Source organism: uncultured Tateyamaria sp. (assembly GCF_947488715.1).
Classification (GTDB): Bacteria; Pseudomonadota; Alphaproteobacteria; order Rhodobacterales; family Rhodobacteraceae; genus Tateyamaria.
The window spans coordinates 599,363-622,508 of record NZ_CANLAG010000002.1; the positions used below are offsets into that span (position 1 = coordinate 599,363).

The 23,146-nt window shown below is 60.4% G+C and carries 26 protein-coding genes and 1 other RNA gene; 12 read left to right on the forward strand and 15 right to left on the reverse strand.

The window, feature by feature from the left end; genetic code table 11:
• The first annotated feature begins 66 nt into the window (after positions 1–66).
• Positions 67–2,754 carry a ribonuclease E/G gene (locus tag Q0936_RS07240; protein WP_299294313.1) on the forward strand — a complete coding sequence of 896 codons (2,688 nt, stop codon included), beginning with the start codon at positions 67–69 and terminating at the stop codon, positions 2,752–2,754.
• 29 nt (positions 2,755–2,783) lie between these two features.
• Here Q0936_RS07240 and Q0936_RS07245 read toward each other — a convergent pair whose 3' ends face one another.
• Complete coding sequence (locus tag Q0936_RS07245) at positions 2,784–3,011, reverse strand: sulfurtransferase TusA family protein (protein ID WP_299294315.1); 228 nt, start codon at positions 3,009–3,011, stop codon at positions 2,784–2,786.
• 92 nt (positions 3,012–3,103) lie between these two features.
• Between Q0936_RS07245 and Q0936_RS07250 the strand changes: the two genes are divergently transcribed.
• The 4 genes from Q0936_RS07250 to Q0936_RS07265 all read left to right on the forward strand — a co-directional run bounded on the left by Q0936_RS07250 (position 3,104) and on the right by Q0936_RS07265 (position 7,490).
• Positions 3,104–3,856 carry a cytochrome c biogenesis protein CcdA gene (locus tag Q0936_RS07250; RefSeq protein ID WP_299145554.1) on the forward strand — a complete coding sequence of 251 codons (753 nt, stop codon included), beginning with the start codon at positions 3,104–3,106 and terminating at the stop codon, positions 3,854–3,856.
• Between the two features lie 90 nt (positions 3,857–3,946).
• Positions 3,947–5,173, forward strand: a complete 1,227-nt coding sequence (locus Q0936_RS07255) for a hypothetical protein (RefSeq protein ID WP_299294317.1) — start codon at positions 3,947–3,949, stop codon at positions 5,171–5,173.
• Positions 5,170–6,516, forward strand: a complete 1,347-nt coding sequence (locus tag Q0936_RS07260) for a cytochrome P450 (protein ID WP_299294319.1) — start codon at positions 5,170–5,172, stop codon at positions 6,514–6,516. The genes Q0936_RS07255 and Q0936_RS07260 overlap by 4 nt, the downstream gene beginning before the upstream one ends.
• Positions 6,517–6,596: 80 nt before the next feature.
• Positions 6,597–7,490 (forward strand): fructose bisphosphate aldolase, encoded by an 894-nt coding sequence (locus Q0936_RS07265; RefSeq protein WP_299294321.1) that lies wholly within the window; start codon positions 6,597–6,599, stop codon positions 7,488–7,490.
• A 10-nt stretch (positions 7,491–7,500) separates the two neighbouring features.
• Here Q0936_RS07265 and Q0936_RS07270 read toward each other — a convergent pair whose 3' ends face one another.
• From Q0936_RS07270 to fumC, 4 genes are read right to left on the reverse strand one after another with little or no spacing between them, the layout of a single operon-like run.
• Positions 7,501–7,719, reverse strand: a complete 219-nt coding sequence (locus Q0936_RS07270) for a ribbon-helix-helix domain-containing protein (protein ID WP_299294323.1) — start codon at positions 7,717–7,719, stop codon at positions 7,501–7,503.
• Positions 7,716–7,883: a hypothetical protein gene (locus Q0936_RS07275; protein WP_299145539.1), complete on the reverse strand. Its 168-nt coding sequence runs from the start codon at positions 7,881–7,883 to the stop codon at positions 7,716–7,718. The genes Q0936_RS07270 and Q0936_RS07275 overlap by 4 nt, the downstream gene beginning before the upstream one ends.
• 43 nt (positions 7,884–7,926) lie before the next feature.
• The gene (locus tag Q0936_RS07280) at positions 7,927–8,139 is read right to left on the reverse strand and encodes a DUF4169 family protein (protein WP_299145537.1); all 213 of its coding nucleotides are present in this window, start codon (positions 8,137–8,139) and stop codon (positions 7,927–7,929) included.
• On the reverse strand, positions 8,136–9,527 hold the full coding sequence (gene fumC / locus Q0936_RS07285; RefSeq protein ID WP_299294326.1) for a class II fumarate hydratase: 1,392 nt from the start codon (positions 9,525–9,527) through the stop codon (positions 8,136–8,138). The genes Q0936_RS07280 and fumC overlap by 4 nt, the downstream gene beginning before the upstream one ends.
• A gap of 182 nt (positions 9,528–9,709) precedes the next feature.
• Between fumC and Q0936_RS07290 the strand changes: the two genes are divergently transcribed.
• Positions 9,710–10,279 carry a hypothetical protein gene (locus tag Q0936_RS07290; protein ID WP_299294328.1) on the forward strand — a complete coding sequence of 190 codons (570 nt, stop codon included), beginning with the start codon at positions 9,710–9,712 and terminating at the stop codon, positions 10,277–10,279.
• Between the two features lie 24 nt (positions 10,280–10,303).
• Here Q0936_RS07290 and Q0936_RS07295 read toward each other — a convergent pair whose 3' ends face one another.
• The 10 genes from Q0936_RS07295 to Q0936_RS07340 form a co-directional block, all read right to left on the reverse strand.
• A complete protein-coding gene (locus Q0936_RS07295; protein ID WP_299145530.1) occupies positions 10,304–10,804 on the reverse strand; it encodes a ClpXP protease specificity-enhancing factor SspB in 501 nt (166 codons plus the stop codon).
• Positions 10,805–10,881: 77 nt separating this feature from the next.
• On the reverse strand, positions 10,882–12,132 hold the full coding sequence (gene chrA / locus Q0936_RS07300) for a chromate efflux transporter (RefSeq protein ID WP_299294330.1): 1,251 nt from the start codon (positions 12,130–12,132) through the stop codon (positions 10,882–10,884).
• Positions 12,132–12,950, reverse strand: coding sequence for a chromate resistance protein ChrB domain-containing protein (locus Q0936_RS07305; protein WP_299294332.1), 819 nt, complete (start codon positions 12,948–12,950; stop codon positions 12,132–12,134). The genes chrA and Q0936_RS07305 overlap by 1 nt, the downstream gene beginning before the upstream one ends.
• Before the next feature lie 444 nt (positions 12,951–13,394).
• A complete protein-coding gene (locus tag Q0936_RS07310) occupies positions 13,395–13,823 on the reverse strand; it encodes a hypothetical protein (RefSeq protein ID WP_299145520.1) in 429 nt (142 codons plus the stop codon).
• Between the two features lie 83 nt (positions 13,824–13,906).
• Positions 13,907–14,255, reverse strand: a transfer-messenger RNA (tmRNA) gene (gene ssrA, locus Q0936_RS07315).
• Positions 14,256–14,341: 86 nt separating this feature from the next.
• The gene (locus tag Q0936_RS07320) at positions 14,342–14,698 is read right to left on the reverse strand and encodes a DUF4345 family protein (RefSeq protein WP_299294334.1); all 357 of its coding nucleotides are present in this window, start codon (positions 14,696–14,698) and stop codon (positions 14,342–14,344) included.
• 44 nt (positions 14,699–14,742) lie between these two features.
• Positions 14,743–15,435 (reverse strand): 1-acyl-sn-glycerol-3-phosphate acyltransferase, encoded by a 693-nt coding sequence (locus tag Q0936_RS07325; protein ID WP_299294336.1) that lies wholly within the window; start codon positions 15,433–15,435, stop codon positions 14,743–14,745.
• Positions 15,436–15,509: 74 nt separating this feature from the next.
• A complete protein-coding gene (locus Q0936_RS07330) occupies positions 15,510–16,163 on the reverse strand; it encodes a hypothetical protein (RefSeq protein WP_299294338.1) in 654 nt (217 codons plus the stop codon).
• On the reverse strand, positions 16,164–17,564 hold the full coding sequence (locus tag Q0936_RS07335) for a selenium-binding protein SBP56-related protein (protein WP_299294340.1): 1,401 nt from the start codon (positions 17,562–17,564) through the stop codon (positions 16,164–16,166).
• A gap of 76 nt (positions 17,565–17,640) precedes the next feature.
• Positions 17,641–18,396 (reverse strand): FCD domain-containing protein, encoded by a 756-nt coding sequence (locus tag Q0936_RS07340; RefSeq protein WP_299145509.1) that lies wholly within the window; start codon positions 18,394–18,396, stop codon positions 17,641–17,643.
• A 70-nt stretch (positions 18,397–18,466) separates the two neighbouring features.
• Here Q0936_RS07340 and Q0936_RS07345 point away from each other — a divergent pair, with 70 nt between their 5' ends.
• The 6 genes from Q0936_RS07345 to Q0936_RS07370 all read left to right on the forward strand — a co-directional run bounded on the left by Q0936_RS07345 (position 18,467) and on the right by Q0936_RS07370 (position 23,119).
• The gene (locus tag Q0936_RS07345) at positions 18,467–19,255 is read left to right on the forward strand and encodes a DUF2182 domain-containing protein (RefSeq protein WP_299294342.1); all 789 of its coding nucleotides are present in this window, start codon (positions 18,467–18,469) and stop codon (positions 19,253–19,255) included.
• Position 19,256: 1 nt separating this feature from the next.
• On the forward strand, positions 19,257–19,964 hold the full coding sequence (locus Q0936_RS07350) for a DUF1326 domain-containing protein (protein WP_299294344.1): 708 nt from the start codon (positions 19,257–19,259) through the stop codon (positions 19,962–19,964).
• A gap of 40 nt (positions 19,965–20,004) precedes the next feature.
• The gene (locus Q0936_RS07355; RefSeq protein ID WP_299294346.1) at positions 20,005–20,484 is read left to right on the forward strand and encodes a DinB family protein; all 480 of its coding nucleotides are present in this window, start codon (positions 20,005–20,007) and stop codon (positions 20,482–20,484) included.
• A gap of 3 nt (positions 20,485–20,487) precedes the next feature.
• A complete protein-coding gene (locus Q0936_RS07360; RefSeq protein ID WP_299294348.1) occupies positions 20,488–21,591 on the forward strand; it encodes a dimethylsulfoniopropionate demethylase in 1,104 nt (367 codons plus the stop codon).
• Between the two features lie 83 nt (positions 21,592–21,674).
• On the forward strand, positions 21,675–22,661 hold the full coding sequence (gene acuI / locus Q0936_RS07365; RefSeq protein ID WP_299294350.1) for an acryloyl-CoA reductase: 987 nt from the start codon (positions 21,675–21,677) through the stop codon (positions 22,659–22,661).
• A gap of 41 nt (positions 22,662–22,702) precedes the next feature.
• Positions 22,703–23,119 (forward strand): HIT family protein, encoded by a 417-nt coding sequence (locus tag Q0936_RS07370; protein WP_299294353.1) that lies wholly within the window; start codon positions 22,703–22,705, stop codon positions 23,117–23,119.
• Positions 23,120–23,146 lie beyond the last annotated feature (27 nt).

The window sequence follows — 23,146 nt, forward strand, 5'->3', positions numbered from 1 at the left end:
AAGACATGTACCTAACACGCTGGCACCCCCGGGTGCGCGGCGATTACGTGCGTGCAATGGACTTTCATGGCAAAAAAGATGCTTATCGATGCCACCCACGCGGAAGAGACCCGCGTTGTGGTGGTCGACGGAAACAAGGTTGAGGAATTCGACTTTGAATCCGAAAACAAACGCCAGCTTGCTGGCAACATCTATCTCGCAAAGGTAACTCGGGTCGAACCGTCGCTTCAGGCGGCGTTTGTCGACTACGGTGGCAACCGCCACGGCTTCCTTGCGTTCTCGGAAATCCACCCGGATTACTACCAGATCCCCGTCGCCGACCGCGAGGCGCTGATGGAGGAAGAACGGGCTTACGTCGAAGCGCAAAAGGCGCGGGACGAAGCCGAGGAAAAATCTCGGTCCAAATCCAAATCGTCGCGCAGCCGGTCGCGATCCAAGGCATCCAAGACCAAGGATGACGATCCCAAGATCTCGACCGAGATCGAAGGAATGGAAACCATCGACCTCGAGGCAGATGTGCCCGAGGACGAGGCCGCGTCGCCGATGGAAACCGTCGCTGAAACACCGGTGGAAACACCTGCGGCAGACGAGGTCGAAACAGACGCAGCCCCCGCAGCCGAAGAGGCCGACACAACAGACGCTGCAGCGGAAACCGATGCTGCCGAGGATGAGCCCGCAGAGGCCAAGGCCTCCGACGCCACATCCAAGGATGACAGCATCGAATCCGTCGCTGACGAGGACGACAGCGAAGACATCCGGCCCGTGCGCAAACCACGCCCGCGCCGCTTCAAGATCCAGGAAGTCATCAAGGTTCGCCAGATCCTGCTGGTGCAGGTTGTCAAGGAAGAGCGCGGCAACAAGGGCGCGGCCCTGACCACATATCTGTCGCTGGCCGGGCGCTACTGTGTCCTGATGCCGAACACAGCCCGTGGCGGCGGCATCAGCCGCAAGATCACCAACGCTGCTGACCGCAAGAAACTCAAAGAGATCGCGAACGAGATCGACGTGCCACAAGGCGCGGGCCTGATCGTGCGGACGGCGGGCGCACAGCGTACCAAGTCCGAGATCAAGCGCGATTACGAATACCTGCAACGCCTGTGGGAACAGATCCGCGAGCTGACGCTGAAATCCATCGCGCCGGCCAAGATCTACGAAGAGGGCGACCTGATCAAACGCTCGATCCGCGACCTCTACAATCGCGAGATCGACGAGGTCTTTGTCGAGGGCGAGCGTGGATATCGCATCGCCAAGGACTTCATGAAAATGATCATGCCGTCCCACGCCAAGAACGTGAAACAGTATCAGGACAGCCTGCCGCTCTTCGCGCGCTATCAGGTCGAAACCTATCTGGGTGGCATGTTCAACCCGACGGTTCAGTTGAAATCCGGCGGCTACATCGTGATCGGCGTGACCGAGGCACTGGTCGCCATCGACGTGAACTCGGGCCGTGCGACCAAGGAAGGGTCGATCGAGGAAACCGCTCTCAAGACCAACCTGGAGGCCGCCGAAGAGGTGGCGCGCCAATTGCGTCTGCGTGACCTTGCCGGCCTGATCGTCATCGACTTCATCGACATGGACGAGCGCAAGAACAACTCAGCCGTCGAAAAGCGGATGAAGGACAAGCTCAAGACCGACCGCGCCCGCATTCAGGTGGGCCGCATCTCGGGCTTTGGCCTGATGGAGATGTCGCGCCAACGTCTACGCCCCGGTATGATCGAGGCTACGACACAGCCCTGCGCGGCTTGTCACGGCACCGGCCTGATCCGGTCGGACGACAACCTGGCCTTGTCCATTCTGCGCCAGATCGAAGAGGAAGGCACGCGCCGCCGCTCGCGCGAAGTGCTGGTGAAATGCCCCGTGGGCATCGCCAACTTCCTCATGAACCAAAAGCGTGAACACATCGCCCAGATCGAAGCGCGTTATGGCCTTTCGGTCCGGATCGAAGGGGACCCGCATCTGGTCAGCCCTGATTTCACAGTCGAAAAGTTCAAGACCGCGACACGTGTGGTCAAGGCCGTAGCAGCCCCGGTTGTTTCGGTGGACACGTCCATCATGGATCAGGTGGACGAAGACGAGGCCGAAATCGAAGAGGTCGAGGCCGCCGAAACCACAGTGACAGAGGACGGCGAACCCAAACCAAAACGCCGCCGCCGTCGTCGTCGCCGGTCGCGCAGCAAGTCGTCGACCACCACGTCGGATGAAACCACGGACGCGTCCGAAGAGGGCGGCGAAGCCGAAGACACAGGCACAGAGCCAGTCGCAGAAGACGCAGCAAGCCCTGAGCCTGAAGCGGAAAAGCCCGAGGCTGAGGCACATGTCGAAGCCGCATCTGAAGATGCCGAAGCGGCAGAGCCCGTGGCGAAAAAGACACCGACTCGCACGCGCAGCACCAGCCGTTCGACGTCCACACGCAGCAGCGCCGCAACCAAGGCCAAAGCCGCCAAGGCTGCGGAAGAGGCTGAAGCACCGGCAGAGGACGCCAAAGCAGAGCCTGCACCAAAACCGAAGACCACGCGCACACGTTCCACCAAGGCCAAAACGGCCGCGGCTGAACCTGCACCCGTGGCCGAGGTGGCGTCAGAGCCTGAGGTCACAAGCCCTGAACCAGCCCCCGTTGAGGCCGAGGCGCCCGTTGCCGTGGTTGCAGAACCGGTGGTCGAGGCTGCACCAGAAGTTGCCGAAGTGGCACCTGAACCCGCACCTGACGAACCGCCAAAGCCTAAGAAACGTGGCTGGTGGTCACTGGGCAAGTAAAGAAGAGGGGGCGTGCCTAAGGCGCGCCCTCAACCTTTTTGGATCAGGTAGGTTTGCACCGTGCCGGACTGGTCCATGGACAACAACGTGTGTCCAGCCTCCGCGCAAAAGTGCGGCACATCTACAATCGCTGCCGGATCATCGGCCATGACATGCAATGTCTGACCGCTCGCCAGCGCCTGCAATCTCTTGCGCGCTTTCAAAACGGGCAGGGGGCACAACAGCCCGGTTGCGTCGAGTGTTTGATCTGCATTCATGCCAGCCACATATGCGTGATGTTTCAACCTGTCCACAGACATGTGACCACAGGTCCCGTGACGTGGGCCGATCCACAGGTTAGGTGGGTTACATGTTCGGAATAGATATCATCGACGCAAGTCTTCTGCCTGCCATGAGCATCGCGCTCCTCGCTGGCATCGTGAGTTTTCTCAGCCCTTGTGTCTTGCCAATCGTGCCGCCTTACCTGGCCTACATGTCGGGGATGAGCGTCAACGAAATGTCGGACGGGCGTTCGGGCCGCAACCGCGCGACAATCACCGCGTTGTTTTTCGTGTTGGGCCTCAGCACGGTATTCCTGATCCTTGGATTTGCCGCATCCGCCTTTGGCGCGTTCTTTCTCAGCAACCAAATCCTGTTTGCTCAAATCTCCGGTGCGGTGATCATGATCTTTGGCCTGCACTTTCTGGGCGTCTTCCGCATCCCGTTTCTGGACCGTGAGGCGCGTATGGAAGCGGGTGACCAGGGCGGATCGTCCTTTGGTGCCTATGTTTTGGGGCTCGCTTTTGCCTTTGGATGGACGCCTTGCATTGGGCCGCAACTGGGTGCGATCCTGACCCTCGCCGCCTCCGAGGCATCGGTGACGCGCGGCACCTTCCTGCTGGGTGTCTATGCGGCGGGCCTTGGCATTCCGTTCCTGCTGGCCGCGATGTTCATGAGCCGCGCGATGGGCCTGATGAACCGGATCAAACGGCACATGGCACTGATCGAAAAGGTCATGGGCGGTTTGCTGTTGGTGGTCGGGGCCGCGATGCTCTTTGGCTGGTTCACACGATTTTCGTTCTGGCTGCTGGAACAGTTCCCGGCGCTGGCCACTCTGGGCTGATCACGGGCAACACCTGCCGCGACATGATCCGGTGACCGCCTTACTTTAGCCCCGGACTTGCGCTAGGCTGCATCGAACAGAGGTGCAGTGATGAGCAGCAAGCATCCCCATTCCGTAGCGCGACGCCGGGTGTTCTACATCCCCGGCTACGACCCGATTCATCCCCGCCGCTACCGCGAACTCTACCGCAAGGAAGGCGCGGCGCAGGCGACCATATCCGGCTACGACCTGCACCTGCGGCCCAAATCCGGCGATGGCCATTACGGCTGGCAAGTCGATGCCGAGATGGCAGGGGCCGCCACGCATACCGATATGGATGTGTTGGTATGGTCCGACATTGTCCGCGACAGCATGGAAACCTCGATCCCCGGCACATACGCGCAACTCGCGCGCACCGCTTGGACATACATCAGCACAGGCGCACTGCGCCGTCTGATGCGTCTGCGCAAAGGACCTGTGATCGCGGCCCTCTATCCCGTGGGCATGCTCTTGTTTCAATTGCTGGTGGCCCTTGCGGTTGCGACCTTGATCTGGCGCGGCGGCGCGTGGCTGGCAAGCAGCGTCGGCGCATGGGCCGGGGCCGCGCTTGGTGTGATCGCCATGATCGCAATCCTTCGGTGGTTCAAATCCAAGGACGGTAAGTTCTTTGCCTACTACCTGATGCACGACTACGCCTATTCTGCGGCCTCACGCGGTGCGAATCCGGCACCTCTAGAGGAGCGGATGGCCGCGTTTGCCGACAGCATCGCCGAGGCACTTGGCGATACGGATATCGACGAAGTGTTGGTTGTCGGCCATTCCTCCGGCGCGCATCTCGGGGTGTCCATCATGGCCGACCTGATCCGCGCGGGCAGGGTGCCTGCACAGGGGCCGGCGCTGTCGTTCCTGTCGTTGGGACAGGTGGTGCCGATGGTCTCGTTTCTGCCCGACGCGCACCGCTTGCGCGCTGACCTGCAATACCTGTCCAGCCGTTCAGAACTGGCCTGGGTCGATGTGACCGCGCCGGGCGACGGATGTGCCTTTGCACTCTGTGATCCGGTGTCCGTGTCCGGCGTCGCACCCGCTGACAAACGCTGGCCGCTGGTCTTTTCCGCCGCCTTCACCCAGACGCTCAGCCCCGAACGGTGGTCAGAGCTGCGGTGGCGGTTCTTCCGGCTGCACTTCCAATACATGTGTGCGTTCGATCGGCCCAAGGACTATGACTATTTCCAGATCACCGCCGGGCCGATCACGCTGCGTGAACGGTACGCAGATCGCCCGCCGTCAAAGTCGCGGATCGACCATGCGGTGTCCAAATACACCTCGGTCGCCGCATGATCCCGCCAAAACCTCCTAGCAGGCCAGACCGCGTGTCGCTGCGCCGCTATGCGCAACTGTTCCGTCAGGACATCCTGTCGGCCCAACCCGCGCGGCTTTATCGCGCTTGGATGGCCGAATTTCGCACGCCGTTCTTTCGCAGCTATCTGATGAACCAGCCGGATCTGGTGAAAACCGTGCTCAAGGACCGGCCAGAGGCGTTTCCGAAATCCGACCGCATTGGCGAAGGGCTGCGCCCGCTGCTTGGAAACTCGGTTTTTCTGACCAATGGTGAGACGTGGAAACGGCAACGCCGCATCATCGACCCCGCCTTCGAAGGGGGGCGTTTGCGCGAAACCTTCCCAGCCATGTGGGACGCGTCAGAGGCTGCGGCCCGGCGGCTGCCCCTTGGTGAAACAGAGATCGAGGCACAGACCAGCCATGCGGCCGCCGATGTCATCTTTCGCACGCTGTTCTCGATCCCTATCGAAAACGAACTGGCCAGCGCCGTTTTCCACGAATTCCGTGCCTATCAACGCAGCCAACCGATCCTGAACCTTGCCGCGTTTGTGCCCTTGCCGCGCTGGATGCCGCGCCTGTTTCGCCGTGACACCCGCGACAGCGCCGCGCGCATTCGTGCGTTGATCTCGCAACTGGTGACAGAGCGCGCCGCGGAGATCGCCAATGGCACTGCGCCTGATGACCTGGCGACCAAGATCATGACCACCGTCGACCCCGAGACGGGTGAGACATTTTCCCCAGACGAAATGGTGGATCAAGTGGCGATCTTCTTTCTCGCCGGCCACGAAACCAGCGCATCTGCGCTCGCTTGGGCGTTGTACCTTATGGCGCTCTACCCCGACTGGCAGGAAAAAGTCGCCGTCGAGGCGCAGGCGCTGGACACCTGCAACTTTGGTGTGATGTCCAAATTGCCCGTGACGCGGGACGTGTTTCGCGAAACGCTGCGGCTATATCCGCCAGTGCCGATGATGGTGCGAGAGGCGACATGCCCCGAACAGTTCCGCGACCGCGACATCAAGCCGGGCAGCCAACTGGTTCTCAGCCCCTGGCATTTGCACCGTCACGAACGGCTTTGGGATCGTCCCGACGACTTTGATCCGGGCCGGTGGCACACCGAGAATGGCAAGGCCTGCGCCCGCGACGCCTACATCCCGTTCTCCGCTGGCGCACGTGTATGCACCGGGGCCGGGTTCGCCATGGTCGAAGGACCGCTGATTCTGGCCCGGCTATTGCGTGATGTGTCCGTTTCCACTGTGCCAAATCGCACGCCAGTCCCCGTTGCGCACCTCACCGTGCGCGCAAAAGATGGCATCTGGCTGAATTTGCAAAAAAGACAGCGCTAACATTCCTGCTGCGGGATTAACGACGCGCAATGAATGGGTTAGACGTGCGCCCATTGATCACACCACCTTGGAGAACCCGAATGCCTGACTTTTTGAAAATGCGCGACCAAATGGAAAAAGGCGCGGGGTTCATTGCCGCTTTGGATCAGTCGGGCGGCTCCACGCCCAAAGCACTGGCACTCTACGGCGTTGATGCCAACGACTATGACGGCGAAGACGCGATGTTCGCAGAAATCCAGCGCATGCGGGAACGCATCATCCGCGCACCCGATTTCACGAACACCAAGGTGATCGGCGCGATCCTGTTCGAAAAGACGCTGAACGAACGCATCGATGACCAGTCTGTGCCTGAACATCTGTGGGAAAAGCGCGGCGTTGTGCCATTCCTCAAGATCGACAAGGGGCTGGAGGATGAAGCGAACGGTGTGCAGCTTCTCAAACCCATTCCCGGTCTGGCCGACACGCTGTCCGCGGCCAAGGCGTTGGGCGTGTTCGGCACCAAGGAGCGTTCGGTCATCAACAGCGCAAACCAGGACGGCGTCGCCGCAATTGTCGACAACCAGTTTGCCGTCGCCCACGAAGTCATTGCCGCCGGTATGGTGCCAATCATCGAACCTGAGGTGAATATCCACTCCGAAACCAAGGCAGAGGCCGAAACGATGCTGGCCGATGCACTGATGGCGCGGGTCGAGGGGCTGTCCGAGGGGCAGGACGTGATGCTCAAGCTGACGCTGCCCGAACAGGCTGGCTTGTACGACGCGCTGGCCGATCACCCGCGTGTTGTGCGCGTGGTGGCCCTGTCGGGTGGCTATTCCACCGCTGATGCCAGCGCGCGTTTGGCGCAAAACCACAAGATGATCGCCAGCTTTAGCCGTGCGCTGACCCAGGGTCTGCAACGTGATATGTCGGATGCGGAATTTGACGCATCTCTGGGCGCCAACATCAACACCATCTACGACGCGTCAATTTCCTGACGCGCGGCACCTAGCGATGCATGTAATACGCTAGGACATACACGCGGATCGCAGAGGCCAGACCCGTATCTGGGTCGCGATTCGCATCAATTTCGCTCGCCAACGCGTTGATTGGTATGTTCTTTTCCTGAGCGATATCACGGAACGCGTCCCAAAACGGGCGCTCGAGTGATACGCTGGTGCGGTGCCCCCGAAGCGTCAAAGACCGTTTCTGGGGGCGTCCGCTCACTGTTCGGCCCAGAACTGTCGTGCCGGGTCCAGGGCCGCCATCCGCGCATAGGTGTTCAGCACGCGGGCCAATGCACCCTCGTTTGCGCGGATATACCGGCGCGCCCGGCGCAATGTCCGGATCTTCTGTTTTGCTGTCTGGTCTTTGTCCAATTCTCGGGTCATCAGGGCACCTTTTACACTCAACATCCGTGCGTATGCCCGATCTTTATGGCGTTTTAGGGTCTTCATCTGCGCCATACGGTGGCGTGTCCAAGGCTTTTCCGTCCAGCGCACGCGTTTGACGGGAATTTTCCAACGCGCTCTGCTGTTTCTCGGCCTTGGTCCGCCCGAAGGCCACCGCATTGTTGTCGGCGCGCGCCCGTTTCGCAGCGCGCGCCCGATCCTTGCGGACCTTGTTCAGGTTGATCGGCGTGCTCACTTGGGCCCGATCATGTTTTCGGGTCGCACAACGCGGTTGAACGTCTCTTCGTCCACAAACCCGAGCGCAATTGCCTCTTGCAACAGGGTGGTGCCGTTCTTGTGCGCTGTTTTGGCGACCTTTGTGGCGTTGTCATAGCCGATCTCGGGCGCCAGCGCCGTGACCAGCATCAGCGACTCGCGCATCAGCTTGTCGATCCGCACTTCGTCCGCTTCCAGCCCCACAACCAGATTGTCGGTGAACGCCGAACTGGCGTCACCCAGCAATTGCATGGACTGCAGCACGTTGTAGGCCATCATCGGTTTGTAGACGTTCAGCTCAAAATGTCCCTGCGACCCGGCAAAACCAACGGCCGCATCATTGCCCATGACATGCGCGCAAACCTGTGTCAGCGCCTCGCACTGTGTCGGGTTCACTTTGCCCGGCATGATGGACGAACCGGGCTCGTTCTCGGGCAGGACAAGTTCGCCCAGACCGCAACGCGGGCCAGAGCCAAGCAGACGAATGTCGTTGGCGATCTTGAACAGCGACGCCGCCACAGTCTTGAGCGCGCCCGACATCTCGACCATGGCGTCATGTGCCGCCAGCGCCTCGAACTTGTTCGGCGCGGTGACAAAGGGCAGGTCGGTGATGTCGGCCATGTGACCGGCAACCGCCTCGGCCCATCCGACCTTGGTGTTCAGCCCGGTGCCCACCGCTGTACCGCCCTGCGCCAGCTCGTAAATGCGGCCCAACGAATCCTTGACGCGCTGAATGCCCATCGCAACTTGGTGGCTGTAGCCGGAAAATTCCTGGCTGAGAGTCAGAGGGGTCGCATCCTGTGTGTGCGTGCGCCCGATTTTGATGATCCCGTCAAAGGCCGCAACCTTGGCCTCCAACGCCGCGTGCAGCTTTTCCAGACCTGGCAGCAACACGTCACGCGCTGTCATCGCTGTCGAAATGTGCATCGCCGTTGGAAAGGTGTCGTTCGATGACTGACCCATGTTGCAATGGTCATTGGGGTGCACGGGGTCTTTGGACCCGATCACGCCACCCAGCAATTCGATGGCCCGGTTTGCGATCACCTCGTTGGCGTTCATGTTCGACTGCGTGCCGGACCCTGTTTGCCAAACCACCAGTGGAAAGTTGTCATCCAGCTTGCCGTCGACCACTTCGCCCGCGGCCGCAATAATCGCGTCGGCCAGTTTGGCGTCCAGCGTGCCTTGGGCCTTGTTCTGCATCGCGCAGGCTTTCTTGATCACACCCAATGCGCGGACGACGGCGACCGGTTGCTTTTCCCAGCCGATGGGAAAGTTCATGATCGACCGCTGCGTCTGCGCGCCCCAATACTTGTCGGACGGAACCTCGAGAGGGCCAAAGCTGTCGGATTCGGTGCGGGTGTCGGCCATCGGGCGGCTCCTTGCTGGTGTCTTTGTTCCCCATGCATGTACCGGGGACAGCGCGGGCAAACAAGCGGTCCGCGCACGCGTCTGTGACCTTGTGATCGGCGTATTTCGGGCCGAAACAGGTGCAAGTTCCCGTCAACCGCCCTATATGTAAGGCAACAGTGCGCAGCCCAAGGAGCAAACCCATGACAGCCACCCGCCAGGCCCTTTGGCCCATGATCGCCAACGTGACCGGCGCTTTGGTTGTGCTGGCGATTGCGATTGGCTTGATGGCTACACAGGCCCGCGCCGAGGCGGAGCCATTTTACGGTACGTATTCCGGTTCTGCCGAGGTGACGTCACTGGATGGCACCAAGATCCCGCGCGACATGAGCGTCGAGATTTCGGACACCAAGGACGGGTTTCGCGTGCAATGGACATCTGTGACCTACCGCGCTGATGGCAAGACCAAGGAAAAATCCTATACGATCGACTTTGTGCCAAGCGACCGATCCGCCGTCTATGCCGCGGCGCAACGCAAGAACGTGTTTGGCCACGAGGTGCAACTGGACCCGATGAAAGGCGAGCCCTATGTCTGGGCGCGTTTTGCTGACCAGACCCTGACGGTCTACTCGCTGTTTGTGGATGCCGATGGCGGCTACAGCTTGCAGCAATATGACCGAACTCTGGCTGATGGCGGTCTGAACCTGCGGTTCCAAACCATTCGCGATGGAGAGATTCAGCGCGCGGTCGAGACGTTCCTGACCAAGGACTAGAGCCGGATCACCACCGGCCCAACCTCACTTTCGGAAACTGTCCAGTGACACAATTTCGGCATCCTTGCCGTCCGTTTCCGTGTCGCCGTCCTCGACAGGCTTGGGCGCAGACGCCGCCGGGCTGGGCAGAATTTCCGGCGGGGACACGGGCGCATCATCGTCCTCTTCCTCACCTTGCGTTTCGAATCGCAGGCCAAACTCCACGGACGGATCAACAAAGGTCTTGATCGCGTCATAGGGAATATAGAGGGGCTCAGGCGCATCCCCGAAATTCAGCGTAACGGCAAAGCCTTCGGTGCCGACGTCCAGTTTGTCGTACCAATGCTGCATCACCACCGTCATCTCACCCGGATACCGATCACTCAGCCAATCGGCCAGTTCAGCGTCCGGGTGGCTGGTGTCAAAGGTGATGAAGAAATGGTGCGCACCAGGCAGGCCGTTTTCTGACACATCTGTCAGCACCTTGCGAATGAGACCACGCATGGCCTCATGCATCAGGTTGCCGTAATCAATGCTCCGGCTCATGGCGTTCCCCGTGTTTTCTGGGCCCACCATATCCCAAAATGGGCCGGTGAAAAGAGGTGGCGGCATTTCTGGCCGGATTAAGTGGTGCCAATCAGGGAAAGGGCGCATCCCGCAAGCACCATAAGCGCCAACACCTTCAAAAGACCCAACCGAAGGCCAATCAACAGCACACCCGCCACACCGGTGAGACCCAGCGCAACCATATCCAACGACGCAAGGGCGGGCCGGGGCAGGGCGAGCGCACTGCCACTGCCAACTTTGCCGAACCACACATGCAGTGCGAACCACAGTGACAGGTTCAGGATCACCCCGACCACAGCCGCCGTGATACCCCGCAGCGCAGCTGCCAATCGGGGCCGGGCAGCGATGTGGTCGAGGTACGGCCCCGCCACGAAAATCCACAGAAAACAGGGCACGAACGTCACCCAAAGCGCAACCAACCCCGCCGCCAGTGCCATACCGACACCACCTTGGGCATGACCGGCCAGCACGGCGACGAACTCCGTCACCAGGATCAGCGGCCCCGGTGTCGTTTCGGCCAGGCCGAGCGCGTCAATCATTTCACCCGTGGTGATCCAGCCAAAGTCCTGCACGACCGTTTGGGTCATATAGGCCAGCACCGCGTAAGCCCCACCAAAGGTCACAACCGCCAGCTTTGAAAAGAACGCGCCTAGGCTCAGCAGGAATTCCTGATCGCAAACCCACAAAACGGCCAAAGGTGCGGCCCACAAAGCGCCCCATGTGGCCACGGTGCGCGGCGTATTGACCCGAACCGGGTCGCTCGGGGCTGGGACGGTTTCCTGTTTACCCATCGCGTAACCAATTGCGCCCGCCAGCAGTACAATCACAGGAAACGACAGGCCAAACACAAACAGCGCGACGAACGCCGCCGCCGCCAAGGCCCATGCCTGTGCGCCAACCAGCGCCTTTCGACTCAAGCGCAGCAAGGCTTGCAAGACAACGACCACAACCGCCGCCTTGATCCCCAGAAACGCCGCCTGCACCATCGGCACATCCCCATAACGGATGTACCCAAGCGCCAGCGCCAAGATCACCAAGGCCCCCGGACCGACAAACAACAACCCGGCCAGAACGCCGCCCGCAACACCGCGCAACCGCCAACCGGCATAAGTGGCAAGCTGCATCGCCTCGGGGCCCGGCAACAACATGCACAGCGACAGCGCGCGCAGATACTGATCTTCGTTCAGCCATTTGTGCCGATGCACCAGCGTATCGTGCATCAATGCGATCTGCGCCGCCGGACCACCAAAGGACAACAGCCCAATGCGCCCGAACACCCGCACCATGTCGGACCAGGACAGCACCATCACCGGACCCGCCCTGTGGGCCAGTCATGCCCCTCGTTCCAGCCATCTCGCGCCCAGCGGTACAAGGCGTCATAGATCGCCAACCCCGCCTCCAACTGTGCCTGATCATCGCGGTATTGCCGCGACAACCCAACAGACAGCGCCAGCAAACCGGCCGCTTCGGGTGCCAAATCATGCCGGTTGGTGTCCGCGGCACGGATCACCCGCGCCATCCTGTCCAACGCCTCCGTATGCAGCTCGAACGTGTCCAGCATGGTGTCAAATGTGCAAGCCTCGCCGCGGTGGCTCCAGAACGTGTCCTCGATGTCAAACGGTGTCGCGCCGTACCGGTCCGCAACACCAATGATTTCCGAAGGGGAGACAAACAATACCCGCGCCCGCGCGTCAACGAACCGCCGTAGCAACCACGGGCAGGCGATGCGGTCGATCTTGGGGCGGTGCCATGTCACCCAGAGGGTCGCGCCGTCCACGTGGGCAGGGATTATGCTGGCCGGTATGCGCGGCGCTCCGGCGTGATCGCGCCATCCGTACATCCCACCTTCCAGATATTCAGCCTGAAACCCATCTGCCGCAAGGCGCGCAACCATGCCCTGGCTCAGCTTGATGCCCTTCTGACAGACGATCACACCCGTCGTCGTACCTGCCAGACGATCCTTGATGGAAGGCAGGTCCGTATGCGGCACGCGCACAGAGCCAGGGATCAGATAGGGATCGTCGGCAAAATCAGGATCTATTGATATGTCGATCACCGTGGGCGCATCGGGTGTGCCGATGCGGCGCAGCAATTGGGCGGGGGTGATTGCGTTTGGGGCAGCCATGAGCATGCATCCTTTGAACTGGAAACATGCGAACGTTGGGCTGACGCCTCACGGGGTGTTCGCGGATACCCCATGGGTGTTTGTTATCCGGTGCATGGACATGCCGTCAAGACGGCTACTGGGACAGGTCATTCCGGGACCTGTGTTTGTGGGCAGTGAGGCCGAGTAAAGTGTTCTTAGTCGGTTTAAACATCTTGCCGCCACTCATAAGTAGTCTACGCCTCACGGCACACCTAGTGGCGGTCACACTTTCTAAGTCGCCAAGGCAAAATGGAAAAAACACCCTGACCCGCCTGCGTGAAATCAGTTCGTTCCGCCTTAAACGAAACCTAAAATGAACTGTGGTTCACTCAGCTCGCACGCATGCTCCAAACGCGTTACTGCACCGAGCGCGAACCGGCCCCCACTTGAAACAACCGGGCGCAGGGCGCTACACCACCCCCCTCAACTCAGTCGCGTGCCGCCCAACAAGACCGCCAGTGCGCTGTCCGGCAGCAGCCCAATCTGTTCGAACAGCATGAGGGAATCCACGCCGCTGTATATCTCGATCATGCGGGGGCCGTCGAACCGGGCAATCACGTGGTTGAATACATGTACCGGATCACCGTTGATGGCCGAGTGGCTCTTGATCTCGACCACGGCGGACAACCAATCGTCCTGATCCACCGTGACAGGGTACGACACCTCAATAGGCCCCAGCAATTCGCGCACCATGCTGACCAGTTCGGTCATGTCGTCCTGATCAAAGGGCATCTCACCCATGATGCCTCGCGTCCGCGCATCCGGCGCCAGCAGATCGCCCAGTGCCTCGACATTCCCCTTTACCCAAACCTCGTCAAAATATGTCTGAAGTGTCTGGAATTTTTGCGGCATGCCACGGCTCTCCGCCAAATCGTGCAAGGTACGACATGACGCTAGCAAGTGCGTGTTAACAAAGGTTGAAGCGGTGGGTGGAAAGTGCAGGCTTCTGTTGCCAGGTGCCTGCGAACCCCGCCTTACGCGGCTAGGCGCAAGGGCTTAGATTTCGATGTTAGGAACGGCTTACGCCGCGACTGCCATCGGAGCACGATTGTCATTTGCAATTGTACAGTTTTCGCCGGTAACGGTGGCAGACAGCCGAGACAAAGCTAACCCCTTTAGACGTTCGTCGATCCTATTTCGACCCCATGATCCTCAAATGAAGGATGTTTGGTGGAGTCGCCGGGTACCGCCCCCGGGTCCGATCCGCTTATTACGAGCGCGTTTATGTCCATAGTCCCGAAGGACATTGGAAACATAGGTGATGCCGCGCTGCATTGCAATCCTGTGCAGCGTCGTTTCGCGCGAAAAGCACCTTCTCAGCTTTTGCATTTTCAGATGATTTGTGGCGCGCAGTATGCTGTTTTTATGTCTTAAAACCAAAAATTTGCCGCGAGAAACCAGCCCGCAAGACCGGCTTCGATCCCGCCAAAGATGATAACCTTGCGGACGGGCGGTTTGTCAAACACCAACGACAAACATCGCCCCAGTGCCGCACCCAGAAACGCAAACCCAATCATCGCATAGGCCAAGGGCATGTCGATCCACATCGCTGCCAGGCCAGCCACCACAAACAGACCGCCAACCGATGCACGCATCTCGCTCAGCCCCATGGTGCTGTCCGTTGGGGCCAAATCAAGGGCGCCTGCCGTATATCGCGGCGCAACAAAGCCAAACAAACCAAACCCCACAGTCAGCAGGCACGCCACGATGTTCAGAATATCAATCATACTGAGGGACTTAGGGCACGCAGTTGCGCACGCAAGCCAATTGTTCAGAACGCATCGCGGATCGGCGTGTTCAGTTTGACCTCGAGCGCCGCGTTAAAGGTCGCCAAATCCTGCGTCGGGTCCAGATCATCCACCGTTTTGATATCCAACGACACATGCCGCCGACCTTTCTGACGGCCCAAAAAACTCCAGAAATAGTCGTGGCGCGCGGGCTGAAACCGGCCCAACCCATCCAGCCGTAACAACAGGACAGGGCGGTCCGGGTTGGTTCCAAGGATGTCGTGCACGCCAGATAAATGCGGGGCAATGACCTCCGCCTCTTGTCGCCGGGCCTGTCCCGCAGGGAACAACAAAATACTTTCACCCCGCTCAAGCGCGCCCAGGATACGGCCCATGCTGTGCTCCTTGCGGGCTTGACGCCGCTCGGCCGACCACGCTTTGGGCGAACTCACCGGGATGGCGCGGGCCACAAACATGGGGAACCACTGGAACCAGTTGTAATACTCGTGATGATGCACCACCGGCCGGACCCGCTGCGTCGTATAAAGGATCGCGGCAATCAACGGACCATCATGGCGGCTGACATGTGTCGCCACCAGCAACGCGCCCGGCGTGTCCTGCAGCAAATGCTTGCCCGAACAGCTGACGTTGTAAAACAGCGCGTAATAGCTGCGCACAATCACAAAGAACGCATGCCGCAGCCATTTGCCCAAAGTCTCGTCAATTAATTGAAACATGGTGTGGGCAACCCGGCACAGAACACAGTTGCCCCAACAGTCGCGGTCGGCGGACCTAAGGTCAATTCAATTTCTCAAAACGCCGTCCAAAGGCCAAAGGCACCGACAATGATCAGGCTCATCGCCCAGACCAGTTCCAGGTCAAACCAGCCGCGGCTGAGAAACTGCAAGCCCAGCCAACGGTGCACCGCATAGGCCACCGCACCACCGGACCCGATCATCGCAACGGTGTGCAAGGTCGCAACGCCCAACGCGAGCTTCGTCGTCGCCATCAAAGCAGAGGCCGCGCGGTGACCCACATCCAGTTCTTCGATTGCGCACAGGCCCAGATAGATCGGCACCAGCATCAGCGCGGCCCCATGCGCCAGCGCCACCAGAAAGGACCACAGCGTCAGTTTGTGCGGCGGAATGCGCGCCAGAAACCGCGGATGCCGCCGCGTGATCGCTAGATAGAGGCCCATACCGATCACGATCACACCGGCACCGATGCGTATCTCGCGCTGATGATCGATCAGCAGGGTCATCATCGAAAACGGCAGCAAAATGCCCAGCATTGCCGCGAAATGTCCCAGTGACAGCGCCCCCAACGCAGGCCACAACGCCGACCGCCGCCGCTCAAACAGCGCCGAAGACACCGCGAGCGGCCAGCCCATGCCGGGGTTCAGCCCGTGATAGAGGCCAGAGAGGATCACGGCGAGCCAAAGGCCCGCCGCGGTTGTCATGTCCATTTAGACCGACGGATAGCAGAAACTGTCCGTAGAACAATCACCGCCCTCCAACCGGATCTGGTGACTGCGGTAGCCTTCGGGGAAGGTCGTCCAGAACGTCTCGTCCAGCGTCAGCCCACCGTTCTCACCCACATGCGCCATGACCATCGCCGCCCCGCGATCACCGGGATAGAATTGATCGTCCCACGTGGAATAGAGCGAGTTGGTCCAATAGACACGCTTGCCGTCTCGGCTGATCTCGACCATCTGCGGGCCATAGCCAAAGTCCTCACCGTTGGGGTGCTTGTGCTTGGCTACGATGCCACCGATCTCCACCTTGCCGGCCAGAACAGGGTTCATCGGGTCGGACACATCGTACTGGTGCATCTCGCCCAGACCCCAGCACGCGACATAGAGATACTTGTCGTCAAGGCTCAGGTCGATGTCGGTCACCAACGGTGGCACAGCCCCAAACCCTTTGAGCAACTCGGGCAGGTCGTCCGCATCCGCAGGCACGGGATCAATCGTGATCGTCTTCTTGGCCTGCCATTCGCCGTCCTCATCGCGCCACCAGGTAAAGATCGCGCCCTGCAGGTTCGTGGTATCCACCACCACGCCGCAGAACCCATATTCTTTCACAGGGTCATGGGCAGGGCGGATTTCCAGCGCCATCTGGTGATTTTCGCCAAGGTCTAGCGACTTGACCACTTTGCGCGCGCGCAAATCCCAGAAATGGATCGTGTGGCCGTATTTGTTGCTCAGCAGGTCTTCTGGCACCACACCGTTCTCAAACTGCGGCGGCAGACCCCATTCAGAGCTCACCATGTAGTCGCGCGGCAGGTTCCACCAGAAATCGTAGTGTTTGTCCTGAATGCCGCGATCCATCTCGTAACGACCCTGAATTTCAAAGGTCTGGCAGTCCATGATGAAAATACCGGGAGGGCCGTCCGTGCCATCCTCACCACCGCCACCAAGGGTCGAGACATAGATGCCTTCGGGACCGCAATGGATGGTATGGGGGCGCGAATACCCGGTCTTGGCAAACAGCTCTTCGGGTTCGATGATCTTGTGGATCTTCGCCTCAAGCGGTTCCTTGACGTCGATGATGTAGATACGGGACGACCGGATGCCTGGGATGATCAGATAGCGACGCTCAAGAAAGGCGTGACCGGTCAGGGGCGACAGGGACGACGAACAGGCGTTCCAGCCAAAGTGGTGAAATTCATCACCAAGGTTGGGCACAAACAGCGAATGTACGATCTGCCCGTATGTGTCCGAGGTCGGATCGACATCGACAACGGCCAATCCGTCGGGTTTGGACCCATCAGGGCTGAGCATCAACGTAAATGCGAGCTTCTCAACCGGGGCTTCCATGGCCATTTTGGGTGTGGGGTGAAATGTGGGGTCTGGTCTCAAATTCATAGCGTCCTCCCTGAACGTATGGTTGATATCGGTGCCCAGCCCCTCGGTCGTCTTTGTTGACGTTATGTTTGAGGGATCAGGCGGGCTTGGTCTCCTTGTTTGCGGCCCTTTCCGCACGGGCCGTGACGACGCTGTGCGCCAATTCCCGTGTGTAGGCTTCTAGTTTGATCAGTGTCGTATCCACCTTGGGCGCGTCCTGCGCCTCAACCGCGTCCGCTATGTCCGTGTGCAGCGCGACAATCGCCTCGCGCGACCGGGCGGTGAAAGTGATCATATTCATCAACGGCTGCATCGCCTCGACAGCACCCGCCAGTTGGTAGGACAGCACCTTGTTGCCAGCTCCATCGACCAAGGCCCGATGAAAGGTCACGTCAGAGGCACAAAACGCCTCGTCTGTCAGGCCGGGCTGGGACTGGCGGTGGATTTCAGCGCGCATGGTGGCAAGCTGATCCGGCGTACGACGCTGCGCCGACAACGGGGCACAGGCGCGTTCCAGCGCATAGCGCGCCTCGCAAGCCACATCAAAGCTGACAGCGTTCATGGACAACAGCAGGGTAGAGGTCGTGACCTGCTGCGCATAAGCGTCCTCGAACCGCAGCCGATTGACGAAGGCTCCACCCGTGGCCCCACGCTGTGTGCGGATCAGCGATTGCGCGGCGAGTCGTTTCAGCGCCTCGCGCACAGTGGGTCGGGACACCTCAAAGTGGTCGGCCAGTTCCGCCTCACTGGGAAGCCTTTGATCCACAATCAGATCTCCCGCTATAATGGCATCCCGGATCGCCTTGGCAATCTGGGCAGAGAGATCAACTGTGCTGTCTGGATCAATTTTCATTTGTCTTACATTTTAATGTCTGACATTTAATCTGGCAAGCATTGAGTCGCATCGTCGTCGGGGAGGACACATGCCGCATCTTGTTCGGTCCACGCTTTGGCTGGGGTTCTTTGGGATCATTCTGGCCGCCTGGTGGGTGATGTACGCCATGTCCGTCGACATGGATGTCGACCTGATCGGCCGCCCCGGAGAGATGGGCGCGCGCATGGCCGCAATGGACCCGCGCATGCCGATGTATATGCCCATGGCGAACTTTGGCCCGCTGTTTGCAATGTGGGCCATCATGATGGCGGCGATGATGCTGCCCACGCTGGTGCCGACCCTGCGCAGCTACGAGGACCTGATGGTCTCCGCCGACGGCACGCGGGCAGGGTGGCTGGGTGTGCTCTTGGGCTACTTCGTCGTGTGGGTCGCCTTTGCCGCGCTGATCACGGGCGTGCAACTGGCCTTGCTTTATGGCGGCATCATCGACATGCTGGGCATATCCAAGACCACGACATTTGCAGGCATCCTTCTCATTGCCGTCGGTCTGTTCCAATTCACCCGAGCGAAAGAGATCTGCCATGGCGTCTGCCATAGCCCGATGATGTATTTCCTTGGACACTGGCGCACCGGCTTTGGCGGCGGGCTGCGCATGGGCCTTGGCCTTGGCGCGTTCTGCGTGGGCTGCTGCTGGGGCTTTATGGCGCTCGGCTTTATCGGCGGGGTGATGAGCCTGCTGTGGATGGGCCTCGCAACACTGTTCATGGTGCTCGAAAAATTGCCCCAGATCGGGCATGTCGTTACAAAACCAATGGGGGTCGTGCTGACCCTTTCAGGGCTGGCCGTGTTGGCCTGGCCCCTCGTCAACGGAGGATAAGATGGCCGTAAAGAAACGCCCCGACGCGGATCGCTTGCCGATCAGTCAGCGCATCGACAGCCGGATGCCAAATCCCGGTCGTCGCCAGATGACGCCCACCGAATGGGCCATCAAGGGCGAGCTGTTCCTGAATTGCTCGTGCGAGCTCTTCTGCCCCTGCGTGGTCAGCCTTGGCGCACATCCCCCCACCGAAGGGCACTGCCACGCCTGGATGGCCATCGCCATCGACGAAGGGCATTTCGAGGGCGAGGACCTGTCGGGCCTGAACGTGGGCCTGATGGTCGATATCCCCGGACGCATGGGCGAAGGCGGCTGGCGCGTGGCAGCCTATGTCGATGAACGCGCAAGCGGCAAGGCCTATAACGGCATCCTGCAAATCTTCTCTGGTGCGGCGGGCGGCACCACCGGTCTCTTTACCATGCTGGTCAGTGACATCGTCGGCGCCGAGCGCGAAAAGGTCGAGATTGTCCGCGATGGCAAGAAACGCGGCCTTTATATCGGGCGCAAGATCCAGGGCGAGATCGAGATGATCACCGGCAAGTCCGAAGATCACCCAGTGATGATCACCAACTCCAAATACTGGATGGGCCCGGACATCATCGCGGCGCGTGGCGTGAAATCCAAGGTACGCGACTATGGTCGCATCTGGGACTTTGGCGGCAAGTCCGCCGAAATCTGCCCGATTGACTGGAAAGGTCCCAAACCATGATCGGAGCGGCGCTGTGATCGACGCGGGTTATGTACGTACCATGGCCCGTTACAACGCCTGGCAGAACCGCCAGCTGACGGAGGGTCTGAAGGATGCGCCCGACGCCGTGCTGCGCGAAGATCGCGGGGCGTTCTTTGGGTCGATCATGCAGACGCTCAACCACCTGCTATGGGGCGATACCCTGTGGATGAGCCGGTTCACAAACGCGGTGACGGCACCGGACCCCGGCGCATGGCACCTCGACTATACCCCGACCTTTGCCGTCTGGAGTGCGGACCGTTTTCGCATGGACGGCGCAATCCGCATGTGGGCCGACACGCTCCGGTCAATCGACATGAAGGGCGAATTATCGTGGTACTCCGGCACCTTGAAGGCTGACCTTCAGACACCGCTCGAGCAGTGCATCGTGCAGCTTTTCAATCATCAGACCCATCACCGTGGCCAGGTCCACGCGATGATGACCGCCGCAGGGCTCACCGCGCCGGTCAGCGACCTCATATTCATGCCAGAGGAAGAGTAATACATGGCAGTCATCTCTCCGTCGCGTCGGCTGCGCCGCACGCCTTTCTCCGAAGGTGTCGAAGCCGCCGGGGTCAAAGCCTACACGATCTACAACCGCATGTTGTTGCCGACCGTCTTTGAAAGCGTCGAGGCGGACTATCGCCATCTCAAGGACCATGTGCAGGTCTGGGACGTGTCGGTGGAACGGCAGGTGGAAATGCGCGGCCCCGACGCAGGCCGCCTAATGCAAATGCTGACCCCGCGCGATCTGCGCTCAATGCTGCCGGGGCAGTGCTACTATGTGCCTATCGTCGATGAAACGGGCGGCATGCTGAATGACCCCGTGGCGGTCAAGCTGAGCGAGGACCGCTGGTGGATCTCGATTGCCGACAGTGACTTGTTGCTCTGGGTCAAGGGCATTGCCAATGGCTACCGTCTGGATGTGTTGGTCGACGAACCAGACGTGTCGCCACTGGCGGTGCAGGGGCCCAAGGCCGACGCCTTGATGGAGCGCGTCTTTGGCGAGCGGGTGCGCGACATCCGCTTTTTCCGCTTTGACATGTTCCAGTTCGAGGGCTGCGATCTCGCCATCGCGCGCTCGGGCTATTCCAAACAGGGCGGGTTCGAGATTTATGTGCCGGACACCGCCCTCGGCATGCCTTTGTGGAACGCGCTGTTTGATGCGGGTGAGGATTTGCAGGTGCGCGCGGGCTGCCCCAACGGGATCGAGCGTATTGAGGGTGGTCTGTTGTCCTATGGCAACGACATGACCGACGACAACACACCGCATGAATGTGGGTTGGGCCGGTTTTGCGACACACAGACGGCTATTGGCTGTATCGGCCGCGACGCGCTGTTGCGGGTGTCCAAGGAAGGACCAGTGCAGCAAATTCGACCGATCGCCATACACGGTGACGCGGTGCCGACCTGCGATCGGCCCTGGCCGCTTTTGGCGGGGGGAAAACGTGTGGGGCAGGTGACCTCGGCGGTCTGGTCGCCGGATTTCAAGACGAATGTCGCGATTGGCATGGTGCGTATGACCCATTGGGATCCGGGCACGGAGCTCGAGGTCGACACTCTCGACGGCATACGCCGCGCCACGGTACAAGAGGCGTTCTGGTTGTAAGGGCAGGACCGGGGCGCTGCCCCGGACCCCGGCATATTTGAAGAACAATGAAGGGATGGACCCTTCGTGAAATGGAGAACGACATGTTCAATGCATTGGTTGTGAACAAGGATGAAGACAGCGGCAAGACGTCCGCCGCGGTGCAGGAGCTGTCGCTGGACGATCTGCCGGCCGGAGACGTGACGGTTGCTGTCGAGTATTCCACGGTCAACTATAAGGACGGCCTGTGCATTGGCCCCGGCGGCGGTTTGGTGCGCAAGTATCCACATGTGCCGGGCATTGATTTCGCAGGGACTGTCGAGGCGTCCGACGATGATCGCTACAAGCCCGGCGACAAGGTTGTGCTGACTGGCTGGCGCGTGGGCGAGGCCCATTGGGGCGGCTATGCGCAAAAGGCGCGGGTCAAGGCCGATTGGCTGGTGCCGCTGCCCGAGGGGCTGGACACGCGTGCCGCGATGGCCGTGGGAACCGCCGGGTTCACCGCAATGCTGTCAGTGATGGCGCTTGAGGATCACGGGATCAAGGCGGGGCCGGTTCTGGTGACCGGTGCTGCGGGCGGTGTGGGGTCGGTGGCGACGGCCATTCTGGCCAATCTCGGCTACAAGGTGGCGGGTGTAACAGGGCGGCCCGAGACGGCGGACTACCTGACATCGTTGGGCGCCAGTCAGATCGTGGCACGTGAAGAGATCAACGAGACCACCAAGCGTCCGCTTGAGGGCGAGACCTGGGGCGGATGCGTGGACGCCGTGGGCGGCGCGATGCTGGCCCGCGTGTTGGGTCAGATGGAATATGGCGCATCCGTCGCCGCCGTCGGTCTGGCCGGGGGCGCGGCTCTACCTGCGACGGTCATTCCGTTCCTGCTGCGCGGTGTGAACCTTCTGGGCATCGACAGCGTCATGCAGCCCTATGACAACCGCGTCCGCGCCTGGGCACGCATCGCCAAGGACCTGCCCATGGACAAGCTCGACGCCATGATCCAGCCCGCCACATTGTCAGATCTGCCCGGTCTGGGTGCTGACATCCTCAAGGGTCAGGTCAAGGGCCGCGTCGTGGTCGACGTGAACGCCTGATCGGGCTAAACGGGTCTCCGAGCCAGCTTCGGAGACCCCACATGACCGCCTATGACGACCAGAATATCTTTGCCAAGATCCTGCGGGGGGAAATCCCGTCCTTCAAGGTCTATGAGGACGACAACACCCTGTGTTTCATGGACATCATGCCCCGCACCGACGGGCATTGCCTTGTGATCCCAAAAACGCCTTGCCGCAATGTTCTGGACGCCAGCGACGCACAGCTGGCCGCAGTGATGGCAACGGTGAAAAAGGTCGCCAACGCCGCCAAAACCGCCTTTGTTGCCGACGGCATCACCCTCCAACAGTTCAACGAGACCGCAGGCGGGCAAGAGGTGTTTCACCTGCATTTCCACATCCATCCGCGCCACGCAGGTCTGGCAATGCGCGCACCGGGGCAAATGGGTGACATGGATGCGATCAAGGCCCACGCGGAACGGATCAGCGCCGCATTGTGACGGCGACTGATTCGCGCGCCTCACAGA

What these genes read in the sequence shown, in the direction of transcription:
- Q0936_RS07240 (WP_299294313.1), top strand. Translation starts at nt 67, where the DNA reads ATGGCAAAAAAGATGCTTATCGATGCCACCCACGCGGAAGAGACCCGC.
- Q0936_RS07245 (WP_299294315.1), bottom strand. Translation starts at nt 3,011, where the DNA reads ATGAATGCAGATCAAACACTCGACGCAACCGGGCTGTTGTGCCCCCTG.
- Q0936_RS07250 (WP_299145554.1), top strand. Translation starts at nt 3,104, where the DNA reads ATGTTCGGAATAGATATCATCGACGCAAGTCTTCTGCCTGCCATGAGC.
- Q0936_RS07255 (WP_299294317.1), top strand. Translation starts at nt 3,947, where the DNA reads ATGAGCAGCAAGCATCCCCATTCCGTAGCGCGACGCCGGGTGTTCTAC.
- Q0936_RS07260 (WP_299294319.1), top strand. Translation starts at nt 5,170, where the DNA reads ATGATCCCGCCAAAACCTCCTAGCAGGCCAGACCGCGTGTCGCTGCGC.
- Q0936_RS07265 (WP_299294321.1), top strand. Translation starts at nt 6,597, where the DNA reads ATGCCTGACTTTTTGAAAATGCGCGACCAAATGGAAAAAGGCGCGGGG.
- Q0936_RS07275 (WP_299145539.1), bottom strand. Translation starts at nt 7,883, where the DNA reads ATGACCCGAGAATTGGACAAAGACCAGACAGCAAAACAGAAGATCCGG.
- fumC (WP_299294326.1), bottom strand. Translation starts at nt 9,527, where the DNA reads ATGGCCGACACCCGCACCGAATCCGACAGCTTTGGCCCTCTCGAGGTT.
- Q0936_RS07290 (WP_299294328.1), top strand. Translation starts at nt 9,710, where the DNA reads ATGACAGCCACCCGCCAGGCCCTTTGGCCCATGATCGCCAACGTGACC.
- Q0936_RS07295 (WP_299145530.1), bottom strand. Translation starts at nt 10,804, where the DNA reads ATGAGCCGGAGCATTGATTACGGCAACCTGATGCATGAGGCCATGCGT.
- chrA (WP_299294330.1), bottom strand. Translation starts at nt 12,132, where the DNA reads ATGGTGCTGTCCTGGTCCGACATGGTGCGGGTGTTCGGGCGCATTGGG.
- Q0936_RS07305 (WP_299294332.1), bottom strand. Translation starts at nt 12,950, where the DNA reads ATGGCTGCCCCAAACGCAATCACCCCCGCCCAATTGCTGCGCCGCATC.
- Q0936_RS07310 (WP_299145520.1), bottom strand. Translation starts at nt 13,823, where the DNA reads ATGCCGCAAAAATTCCAGACACTTCAGACATATTTTGACGAGGTTTGG.
- Q0936_RS07320 (WP_299294334.1), bottom strand. Translation starts at nt 14,698, where the DNA reads ATGATTGATATTCTGAACATCGTGGCGTGCCTGCTGACTGTGGGGTTT.
- Q0936_RS07325 (WP_299294336.1), bottom strand. Translation starts at nt 15,435, where the DNA reads ATGTTTCAATTAATTGACGAGACTTTGGGCAAATGGCTGCGGCATGCG.
- Q0936_RS07330 (WP_299294338.1), bottom strand. Translation starts at nt 16,163, where the DNA reads ATGGACATGACAACCGCGGCGGGCCTTTGGCTCGCCGTGATCCTCTCT.
- Q0936_RS07335 (WP_299294340.1), bottom strand. Translation starts at nt 17,564, where the DNA reads ATGAATTTGAGACCAGACCCCACATTTCACCCCACACCCAAAATGGCC.
- Q0936_RS07340 (WP_299145509.1), bottom strand. Translation starts at nt 18,396, where the DNA reads ATGAAAATTGATCCAGACAGCACAGTTGATCTCTCTGCCCAGATTGCC.
- Q0936_RS07345 (WP_299294342.1), top strand. Translation starts at nt 18,467, where the DNA reads ATGCCGCATCTTGTTCGGTCCACGCTTTGGCTGGGGTTCTTTGGGATC.
- Q0936_RS07350 (WP_299294344.1), top strand. Translation starts at nt 19,257, where the DNA reads ATGGCCGTAAAGAAACGCCCCGACGCGGATCGCTTGCCGATCAGTCAG.
- Q0936_RS07355 (WP_299294346.1), top strand. Translation starts at nt 20,005, where the DNA reads ATGGCCCGTTACAACGCCTGGCAGAACCGCCAGCTGACGGAGGGTCTG.
- Q0936_RS07360 (WP_299294348.1), top strand. Translation starts at nt 20,488, where the DNA reads ATGGCAGTCATCTCTCCGTCGCGTCGGCTGCGCCGCACGCCTTTCTCC.
- acuI (WP_299294350.1), top strand. Translation starts at nt 21,675, where the DNA reads ATGTTCAATGCATTGGTTGTGAACAAGGATGAAGACAGCGGCAAGACG.
- Q0936_RS07370 (WP_299294353.1), top strand. Translation starts at nt 22,703, where the DNA reads ATGACCGCCTATGACGACCAGAATATCTTTGCCAAGATCCTGCGGGGG.